We start from the raw sequence: 23,909 nt of genomic DNA, 5'->3' as shown, positions 1-23,909 counted from the left end.
CGAAGAAAATTGGTTTGTATTTTCGAGGAGTCTCCGTATTCTGCCTACGCTAGTATGAATTATCGCGAAAGAAACCCGAACTTATGCAAATCTTTGTTGAAGATTCGCATTATAGTTCGGGTTTTCATTTTGCTGAAACATTTGTGTCTCAACTCATTTTCACTGAAGAAGCCCCTTCTCATGAACATAGATTGCTGCTTGTGTCCGGTCCTGCACTTCAAGCTTACTCAGAATATTGCTGACATGTACTTTGACTGTCTTCAAAGCAATGAACAGCTCAGAGGCGATTTCCTGGTTCGACCTGCCCTTTGCGATCAAAAGCAGTACTTCTTGCTCCCTCGCTGTCAACGTATCATGCAATACGGGAGCTTGAGGCTTTCGCATTCGTGCCATCACTTTATTCGTCACTTCCGGCTCGAAGACAGCTGTGCCATTATATGTAGATCTGATTGCCTTCGCTATCTCAGAAGCTTTGGATGTTTTCAGCAGATAGCTGGCAGCTCCTGCTTCCAAGGCTGGATATACTTTATCATCGTCCAGGAAACTTGTGACGACGATTACCTTGGCTTCTGGCCAAGCAGCTACGATTTGCCTGGTCGCCTCTATTCCGTCCATACGGTCCATTACAAGATCCATCAAGATGATATCCGGACGCAGATCTAGTGCCAGCTGTACTGCATCCTCTCCGTTATCTGCTTCCCCGATCACCTCGATATCGGCTTGCGTGGATAGATATGCCGAAACACCGATTCGAACCATCTCATGATCGTCTACAAAAAGTACCTTGATCATGCTTCTTCTTCCTCTCTGTCAAGCATTGGAACGCGTACCTCTAAGCGTGTGCCTTGCTTCGGCACACTTACTACCCGCAGATGAGCGCCGATTTCCGCAGCCCGCTCCTTCATATTTTGTAACCCGTATGCTCCTGGCTGTTCGGTGCCCATTTCAAAACCGACGCCATCATCCGCAACAAGCAGGATAATAAAGCTGTCACGCTGCAGAAGTTTGATGGACAAGCTTTCCGCTTTTGCATGACGCAGCGTATTTGATACGGACTCCTGCACGATTCGGAACAGCTGGTCCTCGATACCTTTTTCCACAGGAAATGTATCCAGTTCCCAATCGATTGATAAGGGTACCTTTGCCCGCAGATCCTCTAAGAGCAGCTCCATTCCTTCCTGCACTGTCTTCCCTTTCAGCGCAGCCGGTCTTAGGTGAAGAAGCAGTGCACGCATCTCCAGCTGTGATTGCTGAACCATTGCCTCCAGCTGCTTCAGTGCTTTAAAGAGCGCTGTCTCTTCTTCCTCCGATTCTGTCAAAGCAGAGATCAGCATAGATGCTGCAAAAAGCTCCTGACTAACTGAATCATGCAGCTCTCTTGCCAGGCGATTCCGCTCTTCCGACACAATACGCTGAACTTCTTCTTCGCGGTCGATCACCCGCTCATTCGTCAGCTTTTGTGCGAGCTTAGCCTGTTCGTTCATATAAGTCTGTAGACGTTCCAGTTCAGCCCATGTCTGCTGCAGCTCGGTTATGCTGAAGCTGCGTTTCTTTAATGGCTGCTGGCCTTCACGGATACTTTCCATTTCCCGTGTAGCCTGATGCCAGCGCTTACGCCAATACAGCCCGGAGAACAATCCGAGAATAGCCCCAGAAAAAAGAACAAAGAGCGGCGCTGCAATTAAAAACGGTACGGTGCTTTCATGCATCGTCCAGATATCTTTCCAATCATCCACCGGAAAATCGATAATGTATAGTACAGCTAATCCAGCCAGTAAAAGCAGACTGTACAGCATGCCGAAGCCAACATGGCGTTTTACGATATTACTCATACGCGCACCACCTCCAGCTTACCGGCTACTACACTCGTAACAATCTTTATGCGCTGGGATGATTGCTGATAGCCTTTCGTACGCATATGAATCACTTTATTCCAGCAGTTCTGTTCTCTGTGGTCGAAAATCGCGACTGAGCCGTAAACAACTGAATGATGAACATCCACTTCAATATCATATGGAACAATGATTCGTACATTTCCGAGTACTTTTCGTACCATCAGGACTGCCTCTTCTTTTGGCAACACTGTATAATTTAAATCGATGATTGTATCACCGATGAAGGACTGGATATTCGTATCCTGCCACTCATAAACGCTGCTGCCTGCAGACTGAGCGCCAAACCAGCTGTTTTGGAATAGAGACTTCTGTTCGAATACCTGCTCCTCTGAGGCGGCCTGATCAAAGGAAGGCTGATAAGTTTGCGGTTTACTCGTTGTACTGTCATGGATTTTCGTAAAGTAATAGATGATACCCGCTGTCAGTACAAGATAAAAAGCGAATGATTGCAATAAACTCATGGCGACTATGAATATACCTATCCAAAACAAAATCGTTCCTTTACGACCGGATAGCTGCCGCTTTCCAAGATAGATGAACAGAATACCCAAACCAATTCCGATCAGCACACCTGTCCCCGACAGCAGTAATTCAGCCACAAAAACGACAGCTGCTGTGATCAGCAGCCAGCGGATCATATCATTAGGCTTCACTCCGAGGCACTCCTTTCATGCGGCAAGTGTAAATAAGGAAGCACACAGCCGCCTGTGTCCTTCCTAGATTACCATGATGTGCCTATTTTAACTAGATTTCTTCTCGAGCTCTGCAAGCTTGGCATCCAGCGTCATTTTCCGATAATCCGCGTCGACTTTCCGTTCTAAACGGTCTATATAACCTTCCAAATCATTAAATTTGTTAGTAGCAAATTCGAATTCCGGTTTATGTTTCAAAATTTCATTCATGCTCCGATGCGCTTTTGCGACATTCTCACGCTCTGCGAACTCCATTTTCTTTACATAAAGATCTTTTAGCTTATGCTTCATCTGCACGTATTTCTTCTCAAGCTCTTGCAGGTCAGTGCTCGCTTTTTCCATCATCGTTTTAATCTTGTCTGCACGCTCCTGATATTGCTCGCGTTCGTTCTGCGCTTGTTCAGCAAGTTCTGCTTCGCCCTGCTCGGCAGCAAGTTTTGCCTGTCTCTCGCGCTTATCCGCCATCGCCTGCGCCGCATGGTATTCCTTCGTGAAATCATGCTTGAGCTGATATTGCTTTTCGATCAATTCGCGAATCTTTTTCGCTTGCTGCTCGCATTGACGTATATATTGGCTAAGCTGAACCGTCGGATTCTTTTCTTCCTTCTTATCCAAGATTTCGTGAAAATCTGCTGCTACCGCCTGTTTGATTCGAGTAAAAATGTTTTCCATGTGTACCTCTCCTTTTTTTGTTTAGAATATATCCCCGACAAGGGCCAATACTGGGATGAGCAGTGCCAAAATCGGGATAAATGCCCAAATCCATGTGTTATCCTGCCGATTTGGCTTAGCCTTCTCCTTGAGTTCCTCCACTTCCAATTCCAGCACACGTATCCGCTGCTCCAAGTAATCGTCCACTATGCTCCTCCTTTCAATCAAAGTGTATAATCGAACTTCTCAGCTTCCTTATCCTTCTTCCAAGCCCGGTACAAATAATACAAAACCGCTAGAGCAACCAACCCAATCAACGCCGGCAGATTGGAAAGTGAAATGCATACACCAATTCCAATTACTACACCCCAGCCAATCTTGGCACCGACGCTATCTGTAAGAATGAACCTCCTTAGCCCGTAATAACCAATTGCCACACTGATGGCCAGCACAAGCAGCGAGCCCAGATTCGCCAAGAGCACTGCGGCAGCAATAACCGCACCGATGATCAATAGCACCTTCTTCATCAAGCCTCTCTCCTTTCTTTCATACTCCTAGTCTACCGCTATCCCCGCTCCCCCATAACGACCCCAAGCCATAACTTGAGTAAGACTTTGGTCTTACGAAAGGCGTAAGAATCCGTTTAGAAACGGAGGGATAGGCGAGAAAGCCCGGAGTGGGCGTCCTTCCCCACGCAGGGATTTATCACCTATATCGCAGTTTCTGGTTTCTGGAGCTAGATCACGAAAGGCGGAGGTGACCGTTCCGTTTCCGGTTAGAACGGAGGAATAAGCAAGGAAGCCCTGCGTGAACGCCCTTATCGCTCCTAGTGCGTATCAAGCCAATGAAAAAAATACAAACAAAAAAACGTCCGTAAATTAACATGATAAATTTACGAACGTCTTTATAAGATTTTTAGGTTTTCAACTAAACATCTAAATTAAATATGAAATTTCCGCTTCAACTTCTCTACCCACTTTTTAGGCATCCTATACGATATCAGCAGTAAAATAGAACCTAATAAAGTGGACGGAAGAAGCTCATCCACAGAATGAAAAACAATATTATCCGTATTTGAATATCTGCCTACTATAAATTCTATTCCGATGAGGAGTATAAGAATCGAAAAAATAACATAACCGCTTTGGCGAAACCAGCTTCTATTCCTTTTAAAAATAGCTATATTTATTACCAGCAATAACAAGGTCATAACCAGGAGTGGGAATGCTATCTCGACAGACCATCCTGCATATCCATTGATTAGATCAAATCCTAGTAACCCTACGCATATAGTAATCAATATGACGATAATCTTATCTCTTGTTCCTTTTACATAGCCAAATGCAACGTACAGAAAGCTCCAACTTATAAGGATAGATAAGTTGCTATATAAAGACCAGGTCAACGCTTTATTCAATATGACATCTATTAGTGTAGGAATGAGGAAACCCAGGATCATCAAAACACAGAGAACACGATATACAACACGTATGAAAAAATTCACTAGATTCTCATATAAACTATAGTATGTAGGAAATCCATTTTCATCCAACAATTCTTCATCGCTCACTATTTTTGGTATATAGGTAAAGCATAGCGGACAAGGAACTTGGTCCTTCTCAACACTGACCCCGCATTTAGGACAGTAAGCCATTAATATGCACTCCTGTTTGTTTCAATTTTTATTTGTACGCCTTCTTTAACTAATTTTCTAAAGAACATTCTTTCTACTAGCCGATCGTTCGACAAATTACCAAAAGTAATATACATATCATCCTTGTAGCTTATTACTCCTGCTTTTATCTTGTTACCGATACTTGGCGGGGGATAAAATTCAAACCGCTCAACATGTTTTTCTAATTCTTCTTCAAGTGATATTACTCCTAAATTGGAAATTGAGCTTGTATACAGGTTTTCTCCGAACCTGGCATGCACCATTGGAGAAATCCAATCCTTCATAAACAAAGGCAGCGCCCGAAGCAGAAAGTTCCGTTCTCCTCTCACCCCGCGGGCAATTAACCTTTTTAACTGTTTATCATTTAAATATCGTTTTAGCTCTATACTAATCGTTTCAATGATATCCTCAAAACTATATGTACCTAGACGAGGATCGATCGTTACCGGAACACTGACAAAGAAATTTTTTAATGTATTCGTTTCAAAGAAATTACGCAAGTTGACAGGTACATTGATTGTAATAGGTTTTCTTGTTTTCGAATTTTGTGCTTGAATATCAATCAATATTTCAGCATATAACGCTAACAAATAAGTAGTGATACTTGTTTGGTATTGCTTTGCTATGTTCTTCAATTCTTTGATCTCTAATTTACCAGTTGTAACATGATACACGCCTCTTTTGTCCAATCTTAACGGAAGCTTATAGGCTTTATCCAGAGTGTCCTGCCAGTTTGGAACCATCTTTTCGTAATGGTGAAAAAAGGCGTTATCAAAGTTAAAGTTACTTATTTTTTTTCTTACACAGGGAACAATAACGCCTTCTCTTTTCAAGTAGTTTCTTATTAATAGCTTTAAAAATTCTATTCCTCCAGTGCCATCCGTCAACATATGGGATAATTCTAAAGAGATTTTTTTATTATAGTAAAGCACTCTGTAAGGAAATGTGTTGCGACCTCTGAAAAATAGATTAGAACAAGGGTAATAATGCTCTTCAGATACAGTAGGAATAGTTGATGTTTTTTCGAAGTAGTACCAAAATACGCCTCTTTTTACGATAACTTTAAAAGAAGATATCTCTTCTAATGTCTCCTCTAAAGCTTCTTGAAGAAATGCAGGGTTGATAGATTTATACATACTTACAGAAAGACGAAAGACAGTGGAGACCCTGGAAGAAACAGTAGAAGCATAAAGCTTACCAGCACTATCTAGTTTGTACCACTCTGTTTCCATGCTAATATCCCCTCTTTATGCTTGGTTTCTCAAATTTTTAAGGACTGAGCCTATATTGCAAATAGGACAATCTCATTTTAAACATAACCATAAAATTGTACTATATTCTAGATCATAATGTTTTATCTATTTATTTCAGGTTACCTTATATGAAGTTTTTTACAAACTAAAATAGAACTCCACTGACAAAATCAACGGAGTTCTTGCTTTCAGGACATTCTTTGAACATCAGATAGTATCATCTGACTCTTCGGCATGCTTGGCATGGAGGAATGACTATAGCTATAATCCTGTTCCGGTACATTATATTGCAGGCGGTTTACGAGAAAATCAACGCTCACTTCCATCACTTGTATCGTAACCCACTCTCCTGCACAGCGATGTCCCATGTCAAAGTCCCCGCCGCCCTGCGGGATAAAGTCAAACGGGCTTTCTTTCCAGTCAAGGAACCGATCGGGACGGAATAGATCCGGCTGTTCCCATAAATGCGGATCATGATTATTACCATACAAATCCAGCAGAGTCATAGTGCCTTCCTTGAATTGATAACCTTCCCACTCGAAGTCCTGTTTCACTTTCGCCATGGTAGCCGGGAAGAATGGGTAGAAGCGGCGAACTTCCTGTACGAACCGGCGGATGCTGCCATCTCCTTTTTTCAGCCGTTCTCTTTCTCCTGGAAACTGATGCAGCGCAAGTGCAGCAAATGCAATATAAATACTAATGGCAACAATGGGCCGCAGGATGTTCAGCACTTCTACAGCAACTACCCTCTCCGGCAGAAGTTTCCCGTCACTATCCCGATGCTCGGAAAAGAAACGGAGTGCGCCTTCCTTGGTCGCATGCAGATTCCCGTTCCTTACCTGCTCGACAAGTCCGGCGATCCAGTCCTCTGCATCAGAACGAGAGGTTCGCCCCTTCCAGTGGGCAGGTCCTACGGCTGCTGGTGATTCGAATAGGTTTCGCATTTGCTCTGTCCTTTTGTCCTCATCATCTAGCGGAACCCCCGCCCAATCACATGCTGCCTTCATCAGGATCTTCTGCGATTCTTCATATAATGTTATCTGATTGATTTTTTCCCACTGATCGCTGGCCTTTTCCCATTCCAATTCCAAGAAATTATCGAGCTGTTGCAGGTGTGTCTTTGTCATGATGGACATGAACATCGCCTTCCGGTTACGGTGCTGTTCCCCATCCAGCGTCTGAACACCACCTTTGCCGAATAGTGTTTTAACAAGCCGATTCGGAGCTGCTCCAGCACGAATGAACTTATCTGGGTCATAAAAGAGCGCAGCACCTTCCTTCCCACCAAGACAAATAGCCTTTTTCCCGAGCAAGGTAGTCTCGAACACATTTGATTGAAAGCCCTTTCTCCGATGCAGGATGAATTCGTAGCCTTCTTTTAAAAAAGCTAGACTATGATCTAATCCTTCTTCCTTCGGCATGGACATATAATGTCACCCTCCCCTGTTTTGCTTGTCTCTTTCCCTTGGAACACAGTCTGGAAACGAAAAACACCTTGCTTATTTTCCCTAAGCAAGGTGCTTCCTATGTATTAAAATGCTACATAAAAAGGATGTTGATCTTCATCGAGGCAGCTCTCGATCCGTTCCAGAAAATTTCCCCACGTCACCATTTCCTTAACTTGTTCCAATGGAAAATAGCCAACTTCAAGACTTTCTTTCGAAGGCGTGCAAACACCGCCAATCGGTTTACCAAGGAAAAGGGTGTTGCAAATACTTTTCTCTGCATTCTGATAGATACCGCAGAACTTGTTCAATTCAATATCAATTCCGCTCTCTTCCTTCACTTCCCGGATCGCTGCCTGTGCAAGTGTTTCTCCTTCTTCCACTTGGCCGCCAGGCATTTCCCAGCCGCGTCTTGGTCCTTTGATTAATAGAATGTCGCCGTGTTCATTCCGCACGATTGTTGCTGCAGAGACAATGTGTTTTGGTGGCATTTTCATTCCCCCTTTCTATTTCATTCCATCAAAAAAGGGTTTGTTCCTGCCTCCATAAAGATTTTTTATGTGCAATCTTTTTCCATACCAACAATGTTAGAATCTTTGAAAAAGGGGGCTTTCCAATGCTTGACATCATTCTGCTCGGATTCGCTTTGGCTGCAACGCCTGGTCCTGACTTTCTGCTTATGACACGAAACACCTTATCACAAGGTAAAAGATTCGGATTCATGACATTGTTCGGCAACCGCTGCAGCCTGCTCATCCACATCAGCTTTGCCTTACTCGGCTTATCAATAATCCTGCAGCATTCTGTAATTCTGTTCACCGCTATCCGGCTGCTTGGTGCATGTTATTTAATTTATCTTGGAATCAAAAAGATTGTCCATCTTATGCGCGGACAAAAAAGTGCACATGAGAATGCAGCATTCACCATCACGAACATGCAGGCTTTCCGAATGGGATTCTTGAGCAACTTCCTGAATCCAAAAGTCAGCCTGTTCTTCTTAAGTATCTTCCCTCAATTCGCTAGCACCGACCAGTTGCATAATCCTTTTCTAATTATCATTTGCTTCCTGCTTGGTAACAGTGTCTGGTACGTTGGGACATTGTTGCTTGTCGGCATGAAATGTATCCGTAAGATTGTCGTAAAGTTTCAATCATATTTGGATGTAATGTTTGGATTTGTCTTCCTCATTTACGGCGGAAAAATTGTCTGGGATGAAGTCTTACGAAAAATTACCTTTTCCGAAGGTACTTCTCCCCGTTTGTATTAAAAGAAGACCTGCCATCTGGCAGGTCTTCCTCGTTTATTGTTTCTTAAATTTAGCTAAAGCGTCCGCTAATGCAGTATTGGCGAAGCTATCATCTTGCTGGTTCTTTTTCAAATACTTCTGTACATCACGCTTGCTCGCTTTATTGGTTTTTTCTTTCTTGCGACGATCGTTGAATGTACTAAGCTTTTCGCGATGTCCGCATTTGCAGAAGAAAATCTGGCCTTCTCCTTCGCCACGGAGTTCCAAACGTTTATGACAGTTCGGGCAGCGAGCATTTGTCGTTTTAGCGATATTCTTCTTATGTCCGCATTCCCGGTCCTGACAAACGAGCATACGACCGCGTTTGCCGTTCACTTCAAGCATCAGCTTGCCGCAATCAGGACATTGTGTACCAGTCATATTATCATGCTTATATTTGTGTTCGCTGTTCTTGATTTCGGTAACCACTTCTTTCGCATACTGCTTCATTTCGGAAATATATTGCTGTTGGTTCAGCTTGCCTTCTGCAATGGCACTTAGCTTCATTTCCCATTCTGCAGTCAGTGCAGGTGATTTCAAGTCTTCTGGTACGAGCTCAAGCAGCTGTCGTCCTTTGGAAGTCATTTTCAAATGCTTGCCTTGTTTCTCGATATAGAATGTATTGAACAGTTTATCAATGATATCAGCACGTGTTGCAACTGTACCAAGTCCGCCAGTCTGGCCGATTGTCTTGATAAGGTCTTTGTTCTCACCAGCCATGAAGCGGACCGGATTCTCCATCGCATGAAGCAAGGTACCTTCTGTGAAACGTTCCGGCGGTTTTGTCTCGCCAGTCGTCATCCGATACGTAAGTGACCATTGCTCGCCTTTCTCTACATTCGGCAACGTTTGATCGTCGTCAGCTTCCTCGTCATCAAAGCGGTTTGCATAGACTTCTTTCCAACCTTGCTTTTGTACGATTTTTCCTTTGGCAGTAAAGGTTTCCCCAGCTGCTTCAACAGTCAATGTTGTTTGCTCATATTCAAATGGCGGAAACAGGACGGCGAAGAAACGCTTAATCACTAAGTCATAGATTTTCCGTTCCTTATCCGAAAGGTCAGCGCCATACGCATTTTGGTCTGTTGGAATGATCGCGTGGTGATCGGATACTTTCTTATCGTCTACGAATGCCTTTGTCGCTTTGATTGGTGCATTCGTAATTTTAGTAGCCAAACGGCCGTAGCTTCCAACGCCTGCAGCTTTTACTCTGTCCTTCAGTGTCGGGACGATATCAGAAGAAAGATAACGTGAGTCCGTACGCGGATATGTGAGTAACTTGTGACGCTCATACAGCTGCTGCATGAGATTAAGTGTCTCCTTACCGCCAAAGCCGAACAGACGGTTCGCATCGCGCTGAAGCTCTGTTAGATCATACAACTGAGGAGCATAACTCTTCTTCAGCTTTTTCTCTACTTCCTTCACTGTACCCTTAACCTGATTCAGCTTCTGAAGTACCTGCTCTGCCTTATCTTTGGAGAACGTACGCGTACTGTTATGCTTCTGATCCTTCCAGAGTAGACGCAAACCTTTTTGTGTCTTGGCTTCAATTCCGTAAAATGTCTCTGGCTTGAAGTTCTTGATTTCTTCTTCACGCTCATGAATCATCGCGAGGGTCGGCGTCTGCACGCGTCCGCTGGATAGCTGTGCATTGAATTTTGTTGTCAAAGCACGTGTCGCATTCAATCCGACATACCAGTCTGCCTCGGAACGGGCTACCGCTGCTTTATACAGATTCTCAAACTGCTTACCGCTCTTAAGGTTTTTGAACCCGTCCTTGATCGCCTTGTCCGTTACAGAGGAAATCCACAAACGCTTTACTGGCTTGTTCACACGAGCTTTCTCCAGGATCCAGCGAGCAACAAGCTCCCCTTCACGACCAGCATCTGTTGCAATGACAATGTCACTGACGTCATTTCTATTCAATTGTGTTTTCACCGTACTGAACTGTTTGCCAGTCTGCTTGATCACAACAAGCTTCAGCTTTTCCGGCAGCATCGGCAAATCTTCTATCTTCCAAGTTTTATATTTATCGTCATATGTCTCAGGGTCCGCCAATGTCACCAAATGACCAAGCGCCCACGTTACAATATAGTCTTTTCCTTCCATATAGCTGTTCGTCTTCTTCGTACAACCAAGAACACGTGCTATATCGCGGCCGACAGAAGGTTTCTCTGCCAGTACAACCGTTTTACCCATGAAAACATCCTTTCTCGAATCACTTCCTATAGTGTAGCACATGGCGGCTTTTTTCGGGAGCGCTCGGCATGACAAAGGCAGTGCCAACGCACTGCCCCAACTTACTGTTTGCAATATTGTTTTGTTGATTTATTAGTAATGTAATTATCCATATCGCACCTTACATTATTATCTAATTAAACGAATTCCATATCCAGTATTTTGATTTTTCTACAAAATATCCAACATTGACTTACACCTAAAAATCCCGTAAGCTAAAGGCATGCGTGACATTTTTGATCATGGAGGAAAAAGAATACATGATAACGGTAAATAATGTAGGTCTACAATATGGCGACAAAAAACTATTTGAAGAAGTTAATATAAAGTTCATCCCAGGAAACTGCTACGGTGTTATCGGTGCGAATGGTGCCGGAAAATCTACTTTCTTGAAAGTACTTTCTGGTGATGTCGAGCCACAGGTTGGTAACGTGGCAATCGGCGACGGAGAACGTCTAGCCTTCCTAAAACAGAACCACTTTGGTTATGAAGAGCACCAAGTTTTGCAAACGGTCATGATGGGTCATGAGCGTCTCTTCAAAATCATTGAAGAAAAAGATGCACTATATGCAAAAGCTGACTTCTCTGAAGAAGACGGTATGCGTGCTGCTGAACTTGAAGGTGAATTTGCTGAGCTGAACGGTTGGGAAGCAGAATCTGATGCTGCAGTTCTATTGAAAGGTTTGGGTATTCCTGAATCTTTGCATGATAAAAAAATGGCTGAATTGACTGGTTCCGAGAAAGTGAAAGTGCTCCTTGCACAAGCTTTGTTCGGCAACCCGGATGTCCTGCTTCTGGATGAGCCTACCAACGGACTTGATTTGCAGGCGATTCAATGGCTGGAAGAATTCTTGATCAATTTCGATAACACAGTTATCGTCGTATCCCACGACCGTCACTTCTTAAATAAGATTTGTACACATATCGCGGATGTTGACTTTGGTAAAATCCAGCTTTATGTCGGTAACTATGACTTCTGGTATGAGTCCAGCCAGTTAGCTACACAAATGGCACAGGATGAGAACAAGAAAAAAGAAGAAAAAATCAAAGAACTTCAAGCCTTCGTCGCGCGATTCAGTGCGAATGCTTCCAAATCGAAGCAAGCGACTTCCCGTAAGAAGATGCTTGATAACATTACATTGGAAGACATCAAGCCTTCTTCTCGCCGCTATCCGTATGTAGGGTTCCAACAAGAGCGCGAAATCGGTAATGATGTGCTGACTGTTAAAGGCATTACGAAGACAATTGATGGTGTCAAAGTACTGGATAACGTCAGCTTCACAGTCGGTCGTGAAGATAAACTAGCTCTAGTTGGCCGCGATGAAATCGCGAAAACAACTTTGCTTAAAATCATCATGGGTGAAATGGAGCCTGACGCTGGTGAGTACAAATGGGGTATCACTTCTTCCCAATCGTACTTCCCGAAAGACAACTCCAAATACTTCGACGGTGTAAACTTAACTTTGGTTGAATGGCTTCGTCAATACTCTCCGGAGGATCAGACAGAGACATTCTTGCGCGGTTTCCTAGGCCGTATGCTTTTCAGTGGTGAAGATGCACTGAAAGAAGCGAACGTGCTTTCCGGAGGAGAAAAAGTACGCTGTATGCTATCTAAGATGATGCTGAGCAAATCGAACGTTTTGGTAATGGATGAACCAACGAACCACTTGGATCTTGAATCTATCCAATCTTTGAACGAAGGTTTGATCAAATTCAAAGGTGTGCTTCTGTTCACTTCCCATGACCAACAGTTTGTGAACAGTATCGCTAACCGCCTGATCGAGATCACTCCGACAGGTATTGTGGATAAAGAAATGACGTATGATGAATATGTATCTGACAAAAAGCTGCAAAAAGAAATTGCAGCAATGTACAGCTAATCAATCAAGCTCCAAGGCTTTATGCTTTGGAGCTTGTTTCTTAGGAGGCAATAATGTCTTATACAAGTAATATCGAGACGCCTTTAGGTAATGTACAGATCACTGCAACGGATCAATTTATAACAAGCATCTTATTCGGCGAGACGCTGCCGAACAATGATAATACACTTACAGAACTGGCTCGAACACAGCTAGAAGCCTACTTTTCTGGTGATATCACCAGTTTCCAGCTTCCGTTAGCCACGAACGGCACTGCCTTTCAGCAGCGAGTCTGGGAACAGGTCAATCAGATACCATATGGTAGTTCAGCTTTTTATAGTACGATTGCCGAAGATGCAGGAAATGGACGAGCCGTTCGGGCAGCAGCTAGTGCTGTTGGACGAAATACATTCGCCATTGTCGTCCCCTGCCATCGAGTGGTCGGCAGGAATGGGATTGTAACAGGTTACCGCTGGGAGCCGTGGCGTAAGAACTGGCTATTGGATTTCGAACAACAAAGGAGCAGATGACAGATGAAAGTACTTGTAACAGGAGCTGCCGGTCATATCGGCAAAAATCTGGTAAAAGCTATCCACCAGGATTACGAATTGGTTTTGACGGATATCAAACAGGATGAAGAGCTAGATAAACTCGGATTGTTCCAGCAAGCAGACCTCGCTGTCTTAGAAGAAGTCGAACAGCTGGCAGAAGGTGTCGATGCCATCGTCCATTTAGGCGGTATTGCCACAGAGAGCACGTATGAACAAATCAACCGAAACAACTTTAATGGAACCTACCATATATATGAAGCAGCTCGAAAGCACGGCATTAAACGTATCGTTTTCGCAAGCAGCAACCACGCTGTCGGCTTCCAACCTATCAACCAATCGATTGGTCCAGATGCGTCTCATTTGCCTGATACATACTACGGTTCCAGCAAGGCATTCGGCGAGAACCTGGCAAATATGTACAATAAGAAACACGGCATCGAAACAGCTAGTCTGCGCATTGGCAGCTATTTGGAGAAACCTTCTGAACACCGCAACCTGAATACGTGGATCAGCGTGCGTGACATGAATCAGCTGATTGTCCGCTGTCTGGAGGCGGAACAAATCGGTACGAGTGTCTTTTATGGCGTGTCTTCCCTGCATAATGATTACTTTGATAATCGAGATGCAGCCAAAATCGGCTATGATCCAGAAGACAACCCTGAAGATTACCGAGAAGAAATTGAAAATGTGAAGATGGAGAATGTGACCGATTATATCGGTGGTATGTTCACCAACTTTGGAAGATAAGTTGAACTATCCTGCCAGTCTAATTGACAGACTTGCAGGATAGTTCTTTTTTACATTGATAGTAAAGGAATCTTGCAACTTACAGCGAAATTCATACGAGAGCAAAATAAACAATAGATAGGATGTTGAAGATGGTAAAAGGAATCAATTCTTATATCGTAACAAATGGCAATGGACAAGAAGCAGTCAAATTATATGAGGATGCTTTGGGAGCTCAAGTACTACATGTACAAACTTTCGGAGATATGCCGGAAGACCCTAACCATCCAGTACCGGCTGAAGCGAAAGATCTTGTTTTGCATGCGCATTTAAAAGTGGGAGATTACGACCTTATGCTATCTGATACATTCCCTGGTCAGGCTCTCGAGCTAGGCGATCAAGTAGGAATCGCTGTTATTACCAGCACTCCGGAAGAAACAAAGGATGTGTTTGAAAAGCTATCAGTCGGTGGTCAAGTAATCATGGAACTACAGCAAACTTTTTGGAGTACATTATACGGGCAGGTTAAAGATAAATTTGGAGTAACTTGGCAGATTAACACACAATCTGAACACAATTGAGCATGAGCTATACTCTTATACAAAAAAGCTGTCGGAACTATTCCCGACAGCCTTTTTTAGATATGGTTATTCACCTGAAGATGTTATTTACTTTTATTCTTTATATTTCCAGACAGTTTCAACGCTTCCTTCAACTGATTGAACGAACCGCCCTTACCATACATCAGAACACCGCCGCGATACACTTTGGCTGATATCCAGGAGATGAGAAGAATTGTCGCTATAAGAATTGCGATTGACAAAGCTATTTCCCAAGATGGTACACCCAGCATACCGATACGCAGGAACATGATCATCGGCGTAAAGAATGGAATGTAGGAGGCAACAACGATTATTGTCGAGTCTGGTGCGTTAAGTCCGTACATGGCAAGGAAGAAAGCACCCATCACCAAGAAGATGATCGGACTTACAAGCTGCTGGACATCCTCCATCCTGCTTACCACCGAACCGAGCCCGGCACAGATGATAGCGTATAGGAAGTATCCTAAAATAAAGAAGATCAATGCAAACGTTAATGTAACTGGCGAAGCATTCGCTATACCAATAAAATCGAAGAAGCCTCCACTTAGTTCCTGGCCGCGAATTTGGACCATGACATACACAGCAACTGCAATCAATGCCAATTGAGTGAGTCCCATCATGCCAATGGCAAGAATCTTAGCGAACATTTGACTTACTGGTGAAGAACTGGAGATTAAAATCTCCATCACTCTTGATGATTTTTCATTTGTGATATCTGTTGCAATCATCATACCGTAAGTGATAACACTTATATAAAGCGCGAAGACTAAAATATAGACAAGTCCATATGATCCTGCCAGCTCTTCTTCCGTCTTCGCTTCTTCATCAAGCGACTGACGTTCAAAAGAAACCGGCGCATAAATATCCTGCATAGCAGCTTCGTCCACGCCGGCCTGCGAAGCAGCCTGTGCGACTTTGATCTGCTGCAGCTGTGCTTCCATATCATCGCTGGTGCTGTTTGTAAGCTGCATACCGTAAAAGACAGCCTGTGGCAAGTTTTGCTCTGACTGATTCAGGACGAGCAGCCCTTCATATTCTTCATTTTCAACAGCCTGCTTGGCTTCGTCTTCATTGCCATCGAATAACATAGGCTGATAGTCTTCAGCACCACTGCTCAATGCTTCGTAAAGCTGCTGGTTTTCTGTTTCATCAATTACCGCGACTACTGGTTCTTCACTTTCACCGGTAAAGCGCTCAATGATATCCGGTATATAAAAAACGCCGCAAATGATAAGCAAAAAGATCGCGCTGGATATAATGTAACCTTTTGTTTTCACACGTGATAAATAAGTATGGGAAAATACAATCCAAAATTTACGCATATGATTCACCAGCCTTCTCGATGAAGATGTCATTCAAAGTAGGTTCTTCTACTTCAAATTTAGTGACAAATCCCTTCTCGGTCAGCAGTTTCCATACGACAGGTGCATCCTCAGAAGAAGCAATCTGAAGTTTGCATCCCTGCTGCGTCTGGTGGTACTTCACCACACCAGCTGTTTCTGACAAGAAGCTCAAGTCATAGTCTGCTGAAATGGTTATGTTCTTCTTGCGGAAAGAACGCTTGATCTCAGTCAAATCTCCTTCTACGACTGGTTTGCCGTGCTTCATGATGCAAAGGAAGCGGCATAATTCTTCTACATGCTCCATTCGGTGGGAAGAAAAAATGATGGAAGTTCCAGATTGTTTTAATTCGATAACGGCTTTTTTCAGCATTTCCACGTTAACCGGATCAAGGCCAGAAAATGGTTCATCCAGTATCAAAAGCCTAGGATTATGCAAAACAGCAGATATGAACTGTATTTTTTGCTGATTCCCTTTGGACAGCTCTTCCACTTTTTTGTTTTCATACTCTGTTATGTTGAACCGCTCCAGCCAGCTTTTCAGTGCTTTGACACTGTCTGCCTTCGCCATGCCTCTAAGCTTGGCAAGATATACAAGCTGATCCTTTACGGTAAGCTTCGGATAAAGGCCGCGCTCCTCTGGAAGATATCCTATCTCATTACTTTGTGCGTATGTAATCTTTTTTCCATGCCAAAATATCTCCCCCTCCGTATTCTCCAATAAATTAAGTATCATTCGGAAAGTAGTTGTTTTACCAGCTCCATTAGCACCTAAGAAGCCAAACATCTCCCCTTCTGGTATTGTCAGCGTCAGCTGATCCACTGCAGTATGTTTGCCGAACCTCTTGGTCACATCTTTCAATTGAAGCACCAGAACCATCCTTTCTTTCTCCTCTTATCTACATGTACGGATGGGAACTGGAAATGTTTCACTATATCTCAAGAATGAACCAAGTCGATGTGAATGCTAAACAAAGACCCTTTATCTTTTAAATGTGTTTTCCTAGTCAATACAAAAGAGTGCAGAAAAATCATGAATTTCTCTGCACTCTACATATAAGAAACAAGTCATTTATGCTTGCTTTATTGACCTAATCAACTCTGCAACTTGCTGTCTGTCTCCTTGATGCAAGGCAGCTACGATCTTACTTCCGACGACCACTCCATCACAATACTGGCTCAATTCCTTCACGTGCTCTGGCGTAGAAACTCCAAAGCCGGCCAGCACGGGCGCCTTGCTAATTTCCTTCAGTTCCTGCAGATGCGTGCCCAGCTGATCGACGAAGGTTGCTCTCTCCCCTGTTGTACCTGCTACTGTAACGGCATAAAGGAAGCCTTCTGCGCGCTCAGCCAGTGCCCGAATTCTATCCGGCGTGCTTGTCAAAGCTACTAAACGGATCAGCGCTATTTCGTGCTTTTGTAGGGCTTCGACAACAAGTCCTTCCTCTTCAAGCGGCAGGTCAGGCAGAATAAGTCCAGATATTCCTGCTGCTGCACATGCAGAAGCGAAGGCTTCCACCCCATAAGCGAAGACCGGATTCAAGTAAGTCATAATAACAAGCGGTACATTGCGGCTGGCTTTTTCCTTTGCAACCTCATCCAGTACTGCCTGAACTGTCGTGCCAGCCTCCAATGCACGAATTCCGGCTGCTTGGATAGTCGGCCCGTCTGCGACTGGATCCGAAAAAGGCAGCCCCAGCTCAATAGCCGTTGCGCCGCTGTCCGCTAGAAAACGAATGCGTTCATTCAAGCTTTCCAAGCCGCCATCACCTGCCATTATATATGGTACGAAAGCTTTCTCCCCAGCTTCAGATACTGTTAGAAATGCATTATCGAGTTGCGCTTTAGTCATAGGAATCCCCTCCTGTTTCATGTGCTTCCCTGATCGTGTTCACGTCTTTATCACCGCGCCCTGATAAACAGACGACCAGCACATCCTCTTTATCCATCACTGGTGCCAGCTTTTTGCAGTATGCTACTGCATGCGCACTTTCCAAAGCAGGTATGATTCCTTCTGTCCTGGATAGTAGACGTACAGCTTCCAGAGCTTCTTCATCGGTAACGGCATCATATGTCACTCGCCCAGCATCTTTTAAATAGCTGTGCTCTGGACCGACACCTGGATAATCCAATCCGGCTGAAATTGAATGTGCTTCCTGTACCTGACCATCCTCATTTTGCAGCAGGTAAGATAATGATCCATGCAATATCCCAGCTTTTCCTTCTGTAAGAGAAGCCGCATGTTTACCTGTCGGCAGACCCATGCCTCCAGCTTCCACACCGTACATTTTCACATCACGATCATCTACGAACGGGTAGAACATGCCGATTGCGTTACTTCCGCCGCCAACACAAGCAACAATCGCTTCCGGCAGTTTGCCTTCTGCCTCGATTATCTGCTTACGGGATTCATCGCCGATGATCCGCTGGAAATCTCGGACAATTTGCGGGAATGGATGCGGACCTGCAGCTGTACCGAAGATATAATGCGTATCTTCTACATTCGCTGTCCAGTAGCGCATTGCTTCGTTTACTGCATCTTTCAAGGTTCCGTTACCTTGATCGACTGATACGACCTGCGCACCTAACAATTCCATCCGATAAACATTCAATGCCTGCCGTCTGACATCTTCTTTCCCCATGAAGATAATGCATTCCAATCCAAGCAATGCACTGACTGTCGCTGTAGCAACTCCATGTTGGCCAGCACCTGTTTCGGCTACTACCTTTTTCTTGCCCATTCGCTGCGTCAGCAATGCTTGCCCGATCGTGTTGTTGATTTTATGCGCACCTGTGTGGTTAAGGTCTTCTCGCTTCAAATATATCTTCGGTCCGCCAAGAGTTGCAGTTAAGCGTTCTGCATAATAAAGCGGCGTCTCTCGTCCTACATACTGTTTCAAGTAATAGCGCATCTCTTCTTGGAAGTCTGGATCCTCTTTTGCTTCTTTGAAAGCTTTTTCTAGTTCCAAGATAGCTGGCATTAATGTTTCAGGTACGAAACGGCCGCCAAAGCTTCCGTAATGTCCGGTTTCTGTCGGATATATTGCCATGTTTTTCACTGTCCTTTCTTCGCCGCTGTAATGAATTGTTTTATTTTAATTGGATCCTTTTGTCTCTCTGTCTCTACACCACTGCTGACATCGACGCCGACAGGGCTCACTTCTTGGATTGCTTGCTGCACATTTCCGCTATGCAAACCACCTGCAAGAATGAGCTTTTCTCTCGGAATTGTTTCTGAGTTAGCCAGGGACCAGTCGAATGCTGTGCCGTTTCCTCCCCTATACGCTTCTGCTGGACTATCCAGCAGATAGTATTCACACTGATAATCCGTCAGTTGCTTTAGGTCATCCTCTGAAGTTACTGAAAAGGCCTTAATGACAGGCTTTCTGATAGCTTTGACATAGCCTGGTGTTTCATCACCATGCAACTGAATGTAATCCAGGCCAGCCGTCTCCGCTATGTTCAGCAAGCTCTCGATCGGCTCATTGACAAACACGCCAACTTTCTTCACCTGTGCCGGGAGCTCTTTCCCGATGCGGGCTGCTTGCTCAGGCGATACCTTACGTCTGCTGTCAGCAAAAACAAATCCAATCATGTCAGCTCCTGCCTCCACTGCTATGCGCCCAGTCTCCAACGACTGGATACCACAAATCTTGACGATCATAACTGCTCCGCTCCGACTGGAACCTGTAGTGTTTCCAATACTGCTCCTACATCGGAAGCTCGCATGAGCGTTTCACCTACAAGGATACCCTTTGCCCCTGCTTTGGCTACACGCGTTGCATCAGCAGGTACCGTTATGCCGCTTTCGCTGATGACAAGCGTTGCGGAGGTATCAATCTTTTCTATTAATCGTTCCGTTACACCCAAATCTACCTCAAATGTTTTAAGATTCCGATTATTGATTCCAATGATATTTGCACCAAGTTTCTGTGCTTGTTCTAATTCTTCTTCATTGTGAACCTCTACCAGCACATCCATCTCTTTGGATTTTGCATATTGATAGAGAGCGTGCAATCGATCTTTTTCCAATGCTGCAACAATCAATAAAATCACATCAGCACCATAATCAGCTGCTCTATCGATTTGGATTTCATCTAAGATAAAATCTTTATTTAATATCGGTAGCTCCACTGCCTCCCGGACAGCTGCCAAATCATCCATCGTGCCTTTGAAGAACGGCGTATCAGTCAGAACTGAAATAGCACCGGCTCCTGCTGATTCATAGATATTTGCTTGATCCGCAGGTACAACATCGGGATTGATCATTCCTTTGGAAGGAGAAGCACGTTTGATTTCTGCTATAACCTGGAGCTGTTTTTGTTGTTGAAATCGTTCATATAATGATATCGGATTACGCTGTGCCGCTGTCGGCCGGTATGTTTGTTTAAGTGTAGCAATTTCCGTCCGCTTTTCTTCTAGTATCCTTGCTAAGAATGTCATGAGGTCACTTCCCTTTGCTTATAATCGATCAAGTATTGCAGTTTCTGTCTAGCAGCTCCGCTATCGATGCTTTTCATAGCAAGCTGGATGCCCTCTTGGATAGAGGCTGCTTTTCCGTTAGCAAATATACCAAGACCTGCATTTAATACGACTGTATCTCTATGGACACCGCTCTCACCATTCAATACCCTTAACAGAATGTCTGCATTCTCCGCTGCATCACCGCCCCTGATTGCTTCCAGCGGACAAACTGGCAGGCCTACCTCTTCCGGATGAAGAGTGAAGGCTGTCTGCTTGCCATCCTCTAGGAGGACAAGGTGGTTCTCTCCTGCAAGGGATGCTTCATCCATATAACCTGCGCCATTAATGACAATCGCCCTCTTGCGTCCCAATTTATGGAGTGCTTCAGCCATCATCTCAAGCATATCGCGTCGATAGATGCCAAGCAGCTGAGAATCAAGCTGGACCGGATTCGTCAATGGTCCGATCAGATTGAAAATTGTCGGGATACGCAGTACTTTCCGCAGCTGCATTACCTGCTTCAAACCAGGATGAACATGAGGTGCAAATAAAAAGGCGATGCCATTCTCCTCCAGCAAATGCGTCATCTCGGTTGCTGGCAGATACAAAGGGATTCCCAGATTCTCCAGGACATCCGCACTGCCTGTTCTGCTGGATACACTGCGATTACCATGCTTAGCAATCGTAATACCTGTTCCAGCAATGACAAAAGCTGCTGTCGTACTGATGTTGAAGCTTTGTGATCCATCTCCACCGGTACCACAGTTATCCATCACATTTGCTGCCTGAAGGGGAATCGTCTGGGCTTTTTCGCGAATTGCAGCCACCATACCTGCTACTTCATCCGCTGTTTCCCCACGGGTTTGCAGCATGGAGAGAAATGCTCCCGCCACAGCATCTGGCATACTGCCCTCCAGCAATTCCCGGGATGCCTGCAACGCCTCTGAATAAGTCAAAGCCTGCGTATTTGTGAGCTTAGCCAATAATGGTTCCATGACTTTTCCCTTCTTTCATGATTTGAATATAATGCTTCACGATTTCCTTACCAGCTTCCGTTCCAATCGATTCCGGGTGGAACTGCAGTCCATAAACTGGGTAACGGATATGCTGAACGGCCATGATTTCCTCATCATCTTCTGAATAAGCGGTAACTTCCAATTCATTTGGAACACTGCACTTATCAATGACAAGAGAATGATAGCGCATGATCGGCAGATCCTTTATGATCCCTTCAATTGCCGGTTCTCCCACATAGCGAAGTGTTGATGTCTTGCCATGCTTGATTTGTCCCGCTCGGATAATGTCTGCGCCGAAGGCTGTACCGATCGCCTGATGTCCGAGACAGATGCCGAGTATCGGTGTTTTGCCAGCAAAGTGTCGGATTGCCTCGACGCATATTCCTGCATCTTCCGGTCTGCCTGGTCCAGGGGAGACGATGATTGCCTCTGGATTCATTTCTTCAATATCATGGATGGAGATGACGTCATTGCGGACAACCTTCACTTCTTCTCCAAGCTCCGCTGTATATTGGAACAGATTATACGTAAAAGAATCATAATTATCGATCAGCAGAATCATGTAATCCAACCTCCGTTAAAGATTTCGCTTTATGCAGCGTTTCGTGATATTCTGTCTCGGGATCCGAGTCATACACTAGTCCGGCTCCCGCCTGTACATATGCTTTACTGTCTTTTATGATCATCGTTCGTATAGCCAATGCCAAATCAAGATCACCGTTCATATTTATATAGCCCACCGCCCCGGCATAGAGCCCTCGTTTTTTCTTTTCAAATTGATTGATTAATTCCATTGCCCGTATTTTCGGGGCACCGGAAACAGTACCGGCCGGAAGGGCTGCAATCAGTGCATCCAATCCAGTCATATTATCTGCCAGTTCTCCCTGTACTTCAGAGACAATGTGCATAATGTGCTGGTACTTTTCCACTGTCATATACTTTGTCAGCTCGACCGTTCCTACCTTACACACACGGCCCAAATCATTACGGCTTAAATCGACAAGCATCCTATGCTCCGCCAATTCCTTTTGATCTGCCAGCAGTTCAGTCGTCAGCTGTTCATCTTGTGCTAGTGTTTTACCGCGCGGCCTCGATCCAGCGATTGGGTTAGCCGTCACTTTATTTCCGCTTGCTTTGATCAAGCTTTCTGGGGAAGCTCCCAATACGGTATAGTCCTCAAAATCGAGGAAGAACATATACGGTGAAGGATTGCTCGCTCGCAGCTTCCGGTAGAAGCTAAAAGCATCTCCTTTGAAGTTTGCTGTCAATCGCTGCGAAAGTACAATTTGAAATACATCACCCGCTTTGATGTATGCCTTGGCATCTTCCACCATCTGCAAAAATGTTGCTTGATCCGTCTCAGGCCGGAATTCAACTGGCTGTAATACCGCATCAGGTATGTCCTTGAAAGCCGTAATCTCCCGCTCCATCTCCACCAACCTAGCTTGAAGCATTTCCGATGAGCGGATACCCGCACCATCAATCGCCAGCAAAGTGATCTGCTGATGCTTATGGTCATAAATGATAATGTCCTCATAAAACATAAAATGAACTTCCGGCATACCAATTGGATCTTCTGGCACTTCTCCAATCACTTCATATTGCCGAATCGAATCATATGCTATATATCCGACAGCTCCGCCATAGAAAGGAAATTCGAGCGGTAATTCGAATCCGCTTATTTGCTTCTTCAAAACCTCTAATGGCTTTTCCGCCAGCTTCTCTTCCTTCTCCGGGAGCTTCAGCAATGTTTCGCTTCCCTTACCGATCAATTCTTTGTAAGGATTAGCTCCAATGATGGAATAGCGGCCCTTTCCTGTATGGTGTACCGAACTCTCCAGTAAAAACTTCTTTTCACCTGCCAGCCGCTTGTAAATCACGACAGGTGTGAGCGTATCTCCGTTCAATTGTTTCTTCTGAAATCGTATGCTATCCGTTACCGCCATCTTTCTCGCTCCCTTTTCTTTGTAATAAAAAAACCGTCCCCTATGCACATGATTGGTTCATGTGCATAGGGGACGGTTTTACACCGCGGTGCCACCTCTATTGAAAGCTCTTTTGCTTTCCTCTCATTCGGATACGAAAGCTTTAGCCTTGATATCCTATCCCGGTAACGGAGGAAACCGGATTCCCCTACTATGTTTCAAGGAATCTCTCTGAAGTCCATTCCATGCTGCCAATTTGACCTGGATCTCACCACACCAGGCTCTCTGTACAAAT

General features: G+C 44.5%; 25 protein-coding genes and 1 other annotated feature (1 of these 26 cut by a window edge). Of the genes, 5 read left to right on the top strand and 20 right to left on the bottom strand.

Annotation, left to right across the window (positions count from 1 at the left end):
* Positions 1 to 159: 159 nt before the first annotated feature.
* The 10 genes from CHH58_RS09530 to CHH58_RS09490 all read right to left on the bottom strand — a co-directional run bounded on the left by CHH58_RS09530 (position 160) and on the right by CHH58_RS09490 (position 8,102).
* Complete coding sequence (locus CHH58_RS09530; protein ID WP_095227945.1) at positions 160 to 792, bottom strand: response regulator; 633 nt, start codon at positions 790 to 792, stop codon at positions 160 to 162.
* Positions 789 to 1,832, bottom strand: a complete 1,044-nt coding sequence (locus CHH58_RS09525; protein WP_095227943.1) for a sensor histidine kinase — start codon at positions 1,830 to 1,832, stop codon at positions 789 to 791. The genes CHH58_RS09530 and CHH58_RS09525 overlap by 4 nt, the downstream gene beginning before the upstream one ends.
* Complete coding sequence (gene liaF, locus CHH58_RS09520; protein WP_095227941.1) at positions 1,829 to 2,548, bottom strand: cell wall-active antibiotics response protein LiaF; 720 nt, start codon at positions 2,546 to 2,548, stop codon at positions 1,829 to 1,831. Before liaF ends, CHH58_RS09525 begins: the two co-directional genes overlap by 4 nt.
* 87 nt (positions 2,549 to 2,635) lie before the next feature.
* Positions 2,636 to 3,259 (bottom strand): PspA/IM30 family protein, encoded by a 624-nt coding sequence (locus tag CHH58_RS09515; RefSeq protein ID WP_095227939.1) that lies wholly within the window; start codon positions 3,257 to 3,259, stop codon positions 2,636 to 2,638.
* A gap of 21 nt (positions 3,260 to 3,280) precedes the next feature.
* Complete coding sequence (locus CHH58_RS18400; protein ID WP_164072093.1) at positions 3,281 to 3,445, bottom strand: hypothetical protein; 165 nt, start codon at positions 3,443 to 3,445, stop codon at positions 3,281 to 3,283.
* A gap of 17 nt (positions 3,446 to 3,462) precedes the next feature.
* Entirely contained in the window at positions 3,463 to 3,765 is a 303-nt protein-coding gene (locus tag CHH58_RS09510; protein ID WP_095227937.1) for a flagellar basal body rod protein, read from the bottom strand.
* A gap of 413 nt (positions 3,766 to 4,178) precedes the next feature.
* Positions 4,179 to 4,892 (bottom strand): DUF6320 domain-containing protein, encoded by a 714-nt coding sequence (locus CHH58_RS09505; RefSeq protein WP_095232237.1) that lies wholly within the window; start codon positions 4,890 to 4,892, stop codon positions 4,179 to 4,181.
* Positions 4,892 to 6,145 (bottom strand): alcohol acetyltransferase, encoded by a 1,254-nt coding sequence (locus CHH58_RS09500; RefSeq protein WP_095227933.1) that lies wholly within the window; start codon positions 6,143 to 6,145, stop codon positions 4,892 to 4,894. Before CHH58_RS09500 ends, CHH58_RS09505 begins: the two co-directional genes overlap by 1 nt.
* Positions 6,146 to 6,354: 209 nt before the next feature.
* Entirely contained in the window at positions 6,355 to 7,593 is a 1,239-nt protein-coding gene (locus tag CHH58_RS09495; protein ID WP_095262425.1) for a cytochrome P450, read from the bottom strand.
* Positions 7,594 to 7,697: 104 nt separating this feature from the next.
* Positions 7,698 to 8,102: an NUDIX hydrolase gene (locus CHH58_RS09490; RefSeq protein WP_095262424.1), complete on the bottom strand. Its 405-nt coding sequence runs from the start codon at positions 8,100 to 8,102 to the stop codon at positions 7,698 to 7,700.
* Between the two features lie 125 nt (positions 8,103 to 8,227).
* On the opposite strand from CHH58_RS09490, the gene CHH58_RS09485 reads away from it, so the two are divergent.
* On the top strand, positions 8,228 to 8,878 hold the full coding sequence (locus CHH58_RS09485; RefSeq protein WP_095262423.1) for a LysE family translocator: 651 nt from the start codon (positions 8,228 to 8,230) through the stop codon (positions 8,876 to 8,878).
* 33 nt (positions 8,879 to 8,911) lie between these two features.
* Here the strand turns inward: CHH58_RS09485 and CHH58_RS09480 are convergent, their stop codons facing one another.
* Positions 8,912 to 11,092, bottom strand: a complete 2,181-nt coding sequence (locus tag CHH58_RS09480) for a DNA topoisomerase III (RefSeq protein ID WP_095262422.1) — start codon at positions 11,090 to 11,092, stop codon at positions 8,912 to 8,914.
* A 299-nt stretch (positions 11,093 to 11,391) separates the two neighbouring features.
* On the opposite strand from CHH58_RS09480, the gene CHH58_RS09475 reads away from it, so the two are divergent.
* The 4 genes from CHH58_RS09475 to CHH58_RS09460 all read left to right on the top strand — a co-directional run bounded on the left by CHH58_RS09475 (position 11,392) and on the right by CHH58_RS09460 (position 14,848).
* Complete coding sequence (locus CHH58_RS09475) at positions 11,392 to 13,011, top strand: ABC-F family ATP-binding cassette domain-containing protein (RefSeq protein ID WP_038563882.1); 1,620 nt, start codon at positions 11,392 to 11,394, stop codon at positions 13,009 to 13,011.
* Positions 13,012 to 13,064: 53 nt separating this feature from the next.
* Positions 13,065 to 13,520 (top strand): methylated-DNA--[protein]-cysteine S-methyltransferase, encoded by a 456-nt coding sequence (locus tag CHH58_RS09470; RefSeq protein ID WP_095227923.1) that lies wholly within the window; start codon positions 13,065 to 13,067, stop codon positions 13,518 to 13,520.
* 3 nt (positions 13,521 to 13,523) lie between these two features.
* Complete coding sequence (locus CHH58_RS09465) at positions 13,524 to 14,288, top strand: NAD-dependent epimerase/dehydratase family protein (RefSeq protein WP_095262421.1); 765 nt, start codon at positions 13,524 to 13,526, stop codon at positions 14,286 to 14,288.
* A 131-nt stretch (positions 14,289 to 14,419) separates the two neighbouring features.
* The gene (locus CHH58_RS09460; protein ID WP_095227919.1) at positions 14,420 to 14,848 is read left to right on the top strand and encodes a VOC family protein; all 429 of its coding nucleotides are present in this window, start codon (positions 14,420 to 14,422) and stop codon (positions 14,846 to 14,848) included.
* 83 nt (positions 14,849 to 14,931) lie between these two features.
* Here CHH58_RS09460 and CHH58_RS09455 read toward each other — a convergent pair whose 3' ends face one another.
* The 9 genes from CHH58_RS09455 to trpE all read right to left on the bottom strand — a co-directional run bounded on the left by CHH58_RS09455 (position 14,932) and on the right by trpE (position 23,635).
* Positions 14,932 to 16,191 (bottom strand): ABC transporter permease, encoded by a 1,260-nt coding sequence (locus CHH58_RS09455; protein ID WP_095232231.1) that lies wholly within the window; start codon positions 16,189 to 16,191, stop codon positions 14,932 to 14,934.
* Complete coding sequence (locus CHH58_RS09450; RefSeq protein ID WP_095232400.1) at positions 16,184 to 17,083, bottom strand: ABC transporter ATP-binding protein; 900 nt, start codon at positions 17,081 to 17,083, stop codon at positions 16,184 to 16,186. The genes CHH58_RS09455 and CHH58_RS09450 overlap by 8 nt, the downstream gene beginning before the upstream one ends.
* 198 nt (positions 17,084 to 17,281) lie before the next feature.
* Positions 17,282 to 18,061, bottom strand: a complete 780-nt coding sequence (gene trpA / locus CHH58_RS09445) for a tryptophan synthase subunit alpha (protein WP_095262420.1) — start codon at positions 18,059 to 18,061, stop codon at positions 17,282 to 17,284.
* Positions 18,054 to 19,259, bottom strand: coding sequence for a tryptophan synthase subunit beta (gene trpB / locus CHH58_RS09440; RefSeq protein ID WP_095232399.1), 1,206 nt, complete (start codon positions 19,257 to 19,259; stop codon positions 18,054 to 18,056). Before trpB ends, trpA begins: the two co-directional genes overlap by 8 nt.
* 5 nt (positions 19,260 to 19,264) lie before the next feature.
* A complete protein-coding gene (locus CHH58_RS18395) occupies positions 19,265 to 19,873 on the bottom strand; it encodes a phosphoribosylanthranilate isomerase (RefSeq protein WP_170937574.1) in 609 nt (202 codons plus the stop codon).
* Entirely contained in the window at positions 19,870 to 20,652 is a 783-nt protein-coding gene (gene trpC, locus CHH58_RS18390) for an indole-3-glycerol phosphate synthase TrpC (RefSeq protein ID WP_170937573.1), read from the bottom strand. The genes CHH58_RS18395 and trpC overlap by 4 nt, the downstream gene beginning before the upstream one ends.
* A complete protein-coding gene (trpD, locus tag CHH58_RS09430; RefSeq protein ID WP_095262419.1) occupies positions 20,649 to 21,668 on the bottom strand; it encodes an anthranilate phosphoribosyltransferase in 1,020 nt (339 codons plus the stop codon). The genes trpC and trpD overlap by 4 nt, the downstream gene beginning before the upstream one ends.
* Positions 21,649 to 22,251 carry an anthranilate synthase component II gene (locus tag CHH58_RS09425; RefSeq protein ID WP_095262418.1) on the bottom strand — a complete coding sequence of 201 codons (603 nt, stop codon included), beginning with the start codon at positions 22,249 to 22,251 and terminating at the stop codon, positions 21,649 to 21,651. Before CHH58_RS09425 ends, trpD begins: the two co-directional genes overlap by 20 nt.
* Positions 22,232 to 23,635, bottom strand: coding sequence for an anthranilate synthase component I (gene trpE / locus CHH58_RS09420; RefSeq protein ID WP_170937572.1), 1,404 nt, complete (start codon positions 23,633 to 23,635; stop codon positions 22,232 to 22,234). Before trpE ends, CHH58_RS09425 begins: the two co-directional genes overlap by 20 nt.
* 65 nt (positions 23,636 to 23,700) lie before the next feature.
* Positions 23,701 to 23,909: a binding site (T-box leader), on the bottom strand; it runs 36 nt beyond the window's last position.

Origin of the sequence: Terribacillus saccharophilus (genome assembly GCF_002272745.1) — a bacterium.
Lineage (GTDB): Bacteria > Bacillota > Bacilli > Bacillales > Amphibacillaceae > Terribacillus > Terribacillus saccharophilus_B.
This window is presented reverse-complemented; position numbering and strand designations above follow the sequence as displayed.

What these genes read in the sequence shown, in the direction of transcription:
- CHH58_RS09530 (WP_095227945.1), bottom strand. Translation starts at nt 792, where the DNA reads ATGATCAAGGTACTTTTTGTAGACGATCATGAGATGGTTCGAATCGGT.
- CHH58_RS09525 (WP_095227943.1), bottom strand. Translation starts at nt 1,832, where the DNA reads ATGAGTAATATCGTAAAACGCCATGTTGGCTTCGGCATGCTGTACAGT.
- CHH58_RS09515 (WP_095227939.1), bottom strand. Translation starts at nt 3,259, where the DNA reads ATGGAAAACATTTTTACTCGAATCAAACAGGCGGTAGCAGCAGATTTT.
- CHH58_RS09510 (WP_095227937.1), bottom strand. Translation starts at nt 3,765, where the DNA reads ATGAAGAAGGTGCTATTGATCATCGGTGCGGTTATTGCTGCCGCAGTG.
- CHH58_RS09505 (WP_095232237.1), bottom strand. Translation starts at nt 4,892, where the DNA reads ATGGCTTACTGTCCTAAATGCGGGGTCAGTGTTGAGAAGGACCAAGTT.
- CHH58_RS09500 (WP_095227933.1), bottom strand. Translation starts at nt 6,145, where the DNA reads ATGGAAACAGAGTGGTACAAACTAGATAGTGCTGGTAAGCTTTATGCT.
- CHH58_RS09495 (WP_095262425.1), bottom strand. Translation starts at nt 7,593, where the DNA reads ATGTCCATGCCGAAGGAAGAAGGATTAGATCATAGTCTAGCTTTTTTA.
- CHH58_RS09490 (WP_095262424.1), bottom strand. Translation starts at nt 8,102, where the DNA reads ATGCCACCAAAACACATTGTCTCTGCAGCAACAATCGTGCGGAATGAA.
- CHH58_RS09485 (WP_095262423.1), top strand. Translation starts at nt 8,228, where the DNA reads ATGCTTGACATCATTCTGCTCGGATTCGCTTTGGCTGCAACGCCTGGT.
- CHH58_RS09480 (WP_095262422.1), bottom strand. Translation starts at nt 11,092, where the DNA reads ATGGGTAAAACGGTTGTACTGGCAGAGAAACCTTCTGTCGGCCGCGAT.
- CHH58_RS09475 (WP_038563882.1), top strand. Translation starts at nt 11,392, where the DNA reads ATGATAACGGTAAATAATGTAGGTCTACAATATGGCGACAAAAAACTA.
- CHH58_RS09470 (WP_095227923.1), top strand. Translation starts at nt 13,065, where the DNA reads ATGTCTTATACAAGTAATATCGAGACGCCTTTAGGTAATGTACAGATC.
- CHH58_RS09465 (WP_095262421.1), top strand. Translation starts at nt 13,524, where the DNA reads ATGAAAGTACTTGTAACAGGAGCTGCCGGTCATATCGGCAAAAATCTG.
- CHH58_RS09460 (WP_095227919.1), top strand. Translation starts at nt 14,420, where the DNA reads ATGGTAAAAGGAATCAATTCTTATATCGTAACAAATGGCAATGGACAA.
- CHH58_RS09455 (WP_095232231.1), bottom strand. Translation starts at nt 16,191, where the DNA reads ATGCGTAAATTTTGGATTGTATTTTCCCATACTTATTTATCACGTGTG.
- trpA (WP_095262420.1), bottom strand. Translation starts at nt 18,061, where the DNA reads ATGACTAAAGCGCAACTCGATAATGCATTTCTAACAGTATCTGAAGCT.
- trpB (WP_095232399.1), bottom strand. Translation starts at nt 19,259, where the DNA reads ATGGCAATATATCCGACAGAAACCGGACATTACGGAAGCTTTGGCGGC.
- CHH58_RS18395 (WP_170937574.1), bottom strand. Translation starts at nt 19,873, where the DNA reads ATGATCGTCAAGATTTGTGGTATCCAGTCGTTGGAGACTGGGCGCATA.
- trpC (WP_170937573.1), bottom strand. Translation starts at nt 20,652, where the DNA reads ATGACATTCTTAGCAAGGATACTAGAAGAAAAGCGGACGGAAATTGCT.
- trpD (WP_095262419.1), bottom strand. Translation starts at nt 21,668, where the DNA reads ATGGAACCATTATTGGCTAAGCTCACAAATACGCAGGCTTTGACTTAT.
- CHH58_RS09425 (WP_095262418.1), bottom strand. Translation starts at nt 22,251, where the DNA reads ATGATTCTGCTGATCGATAATTATGATTCTTTTACGTATAATCTGTTC.
- trpE (WP_170937572.1), bottom strand. Translation starts at nt 23,635, where the DNA reads ATGGCGGTAACGGATAGCATACGATTTCAGAAGAAACAATTGAACGGA.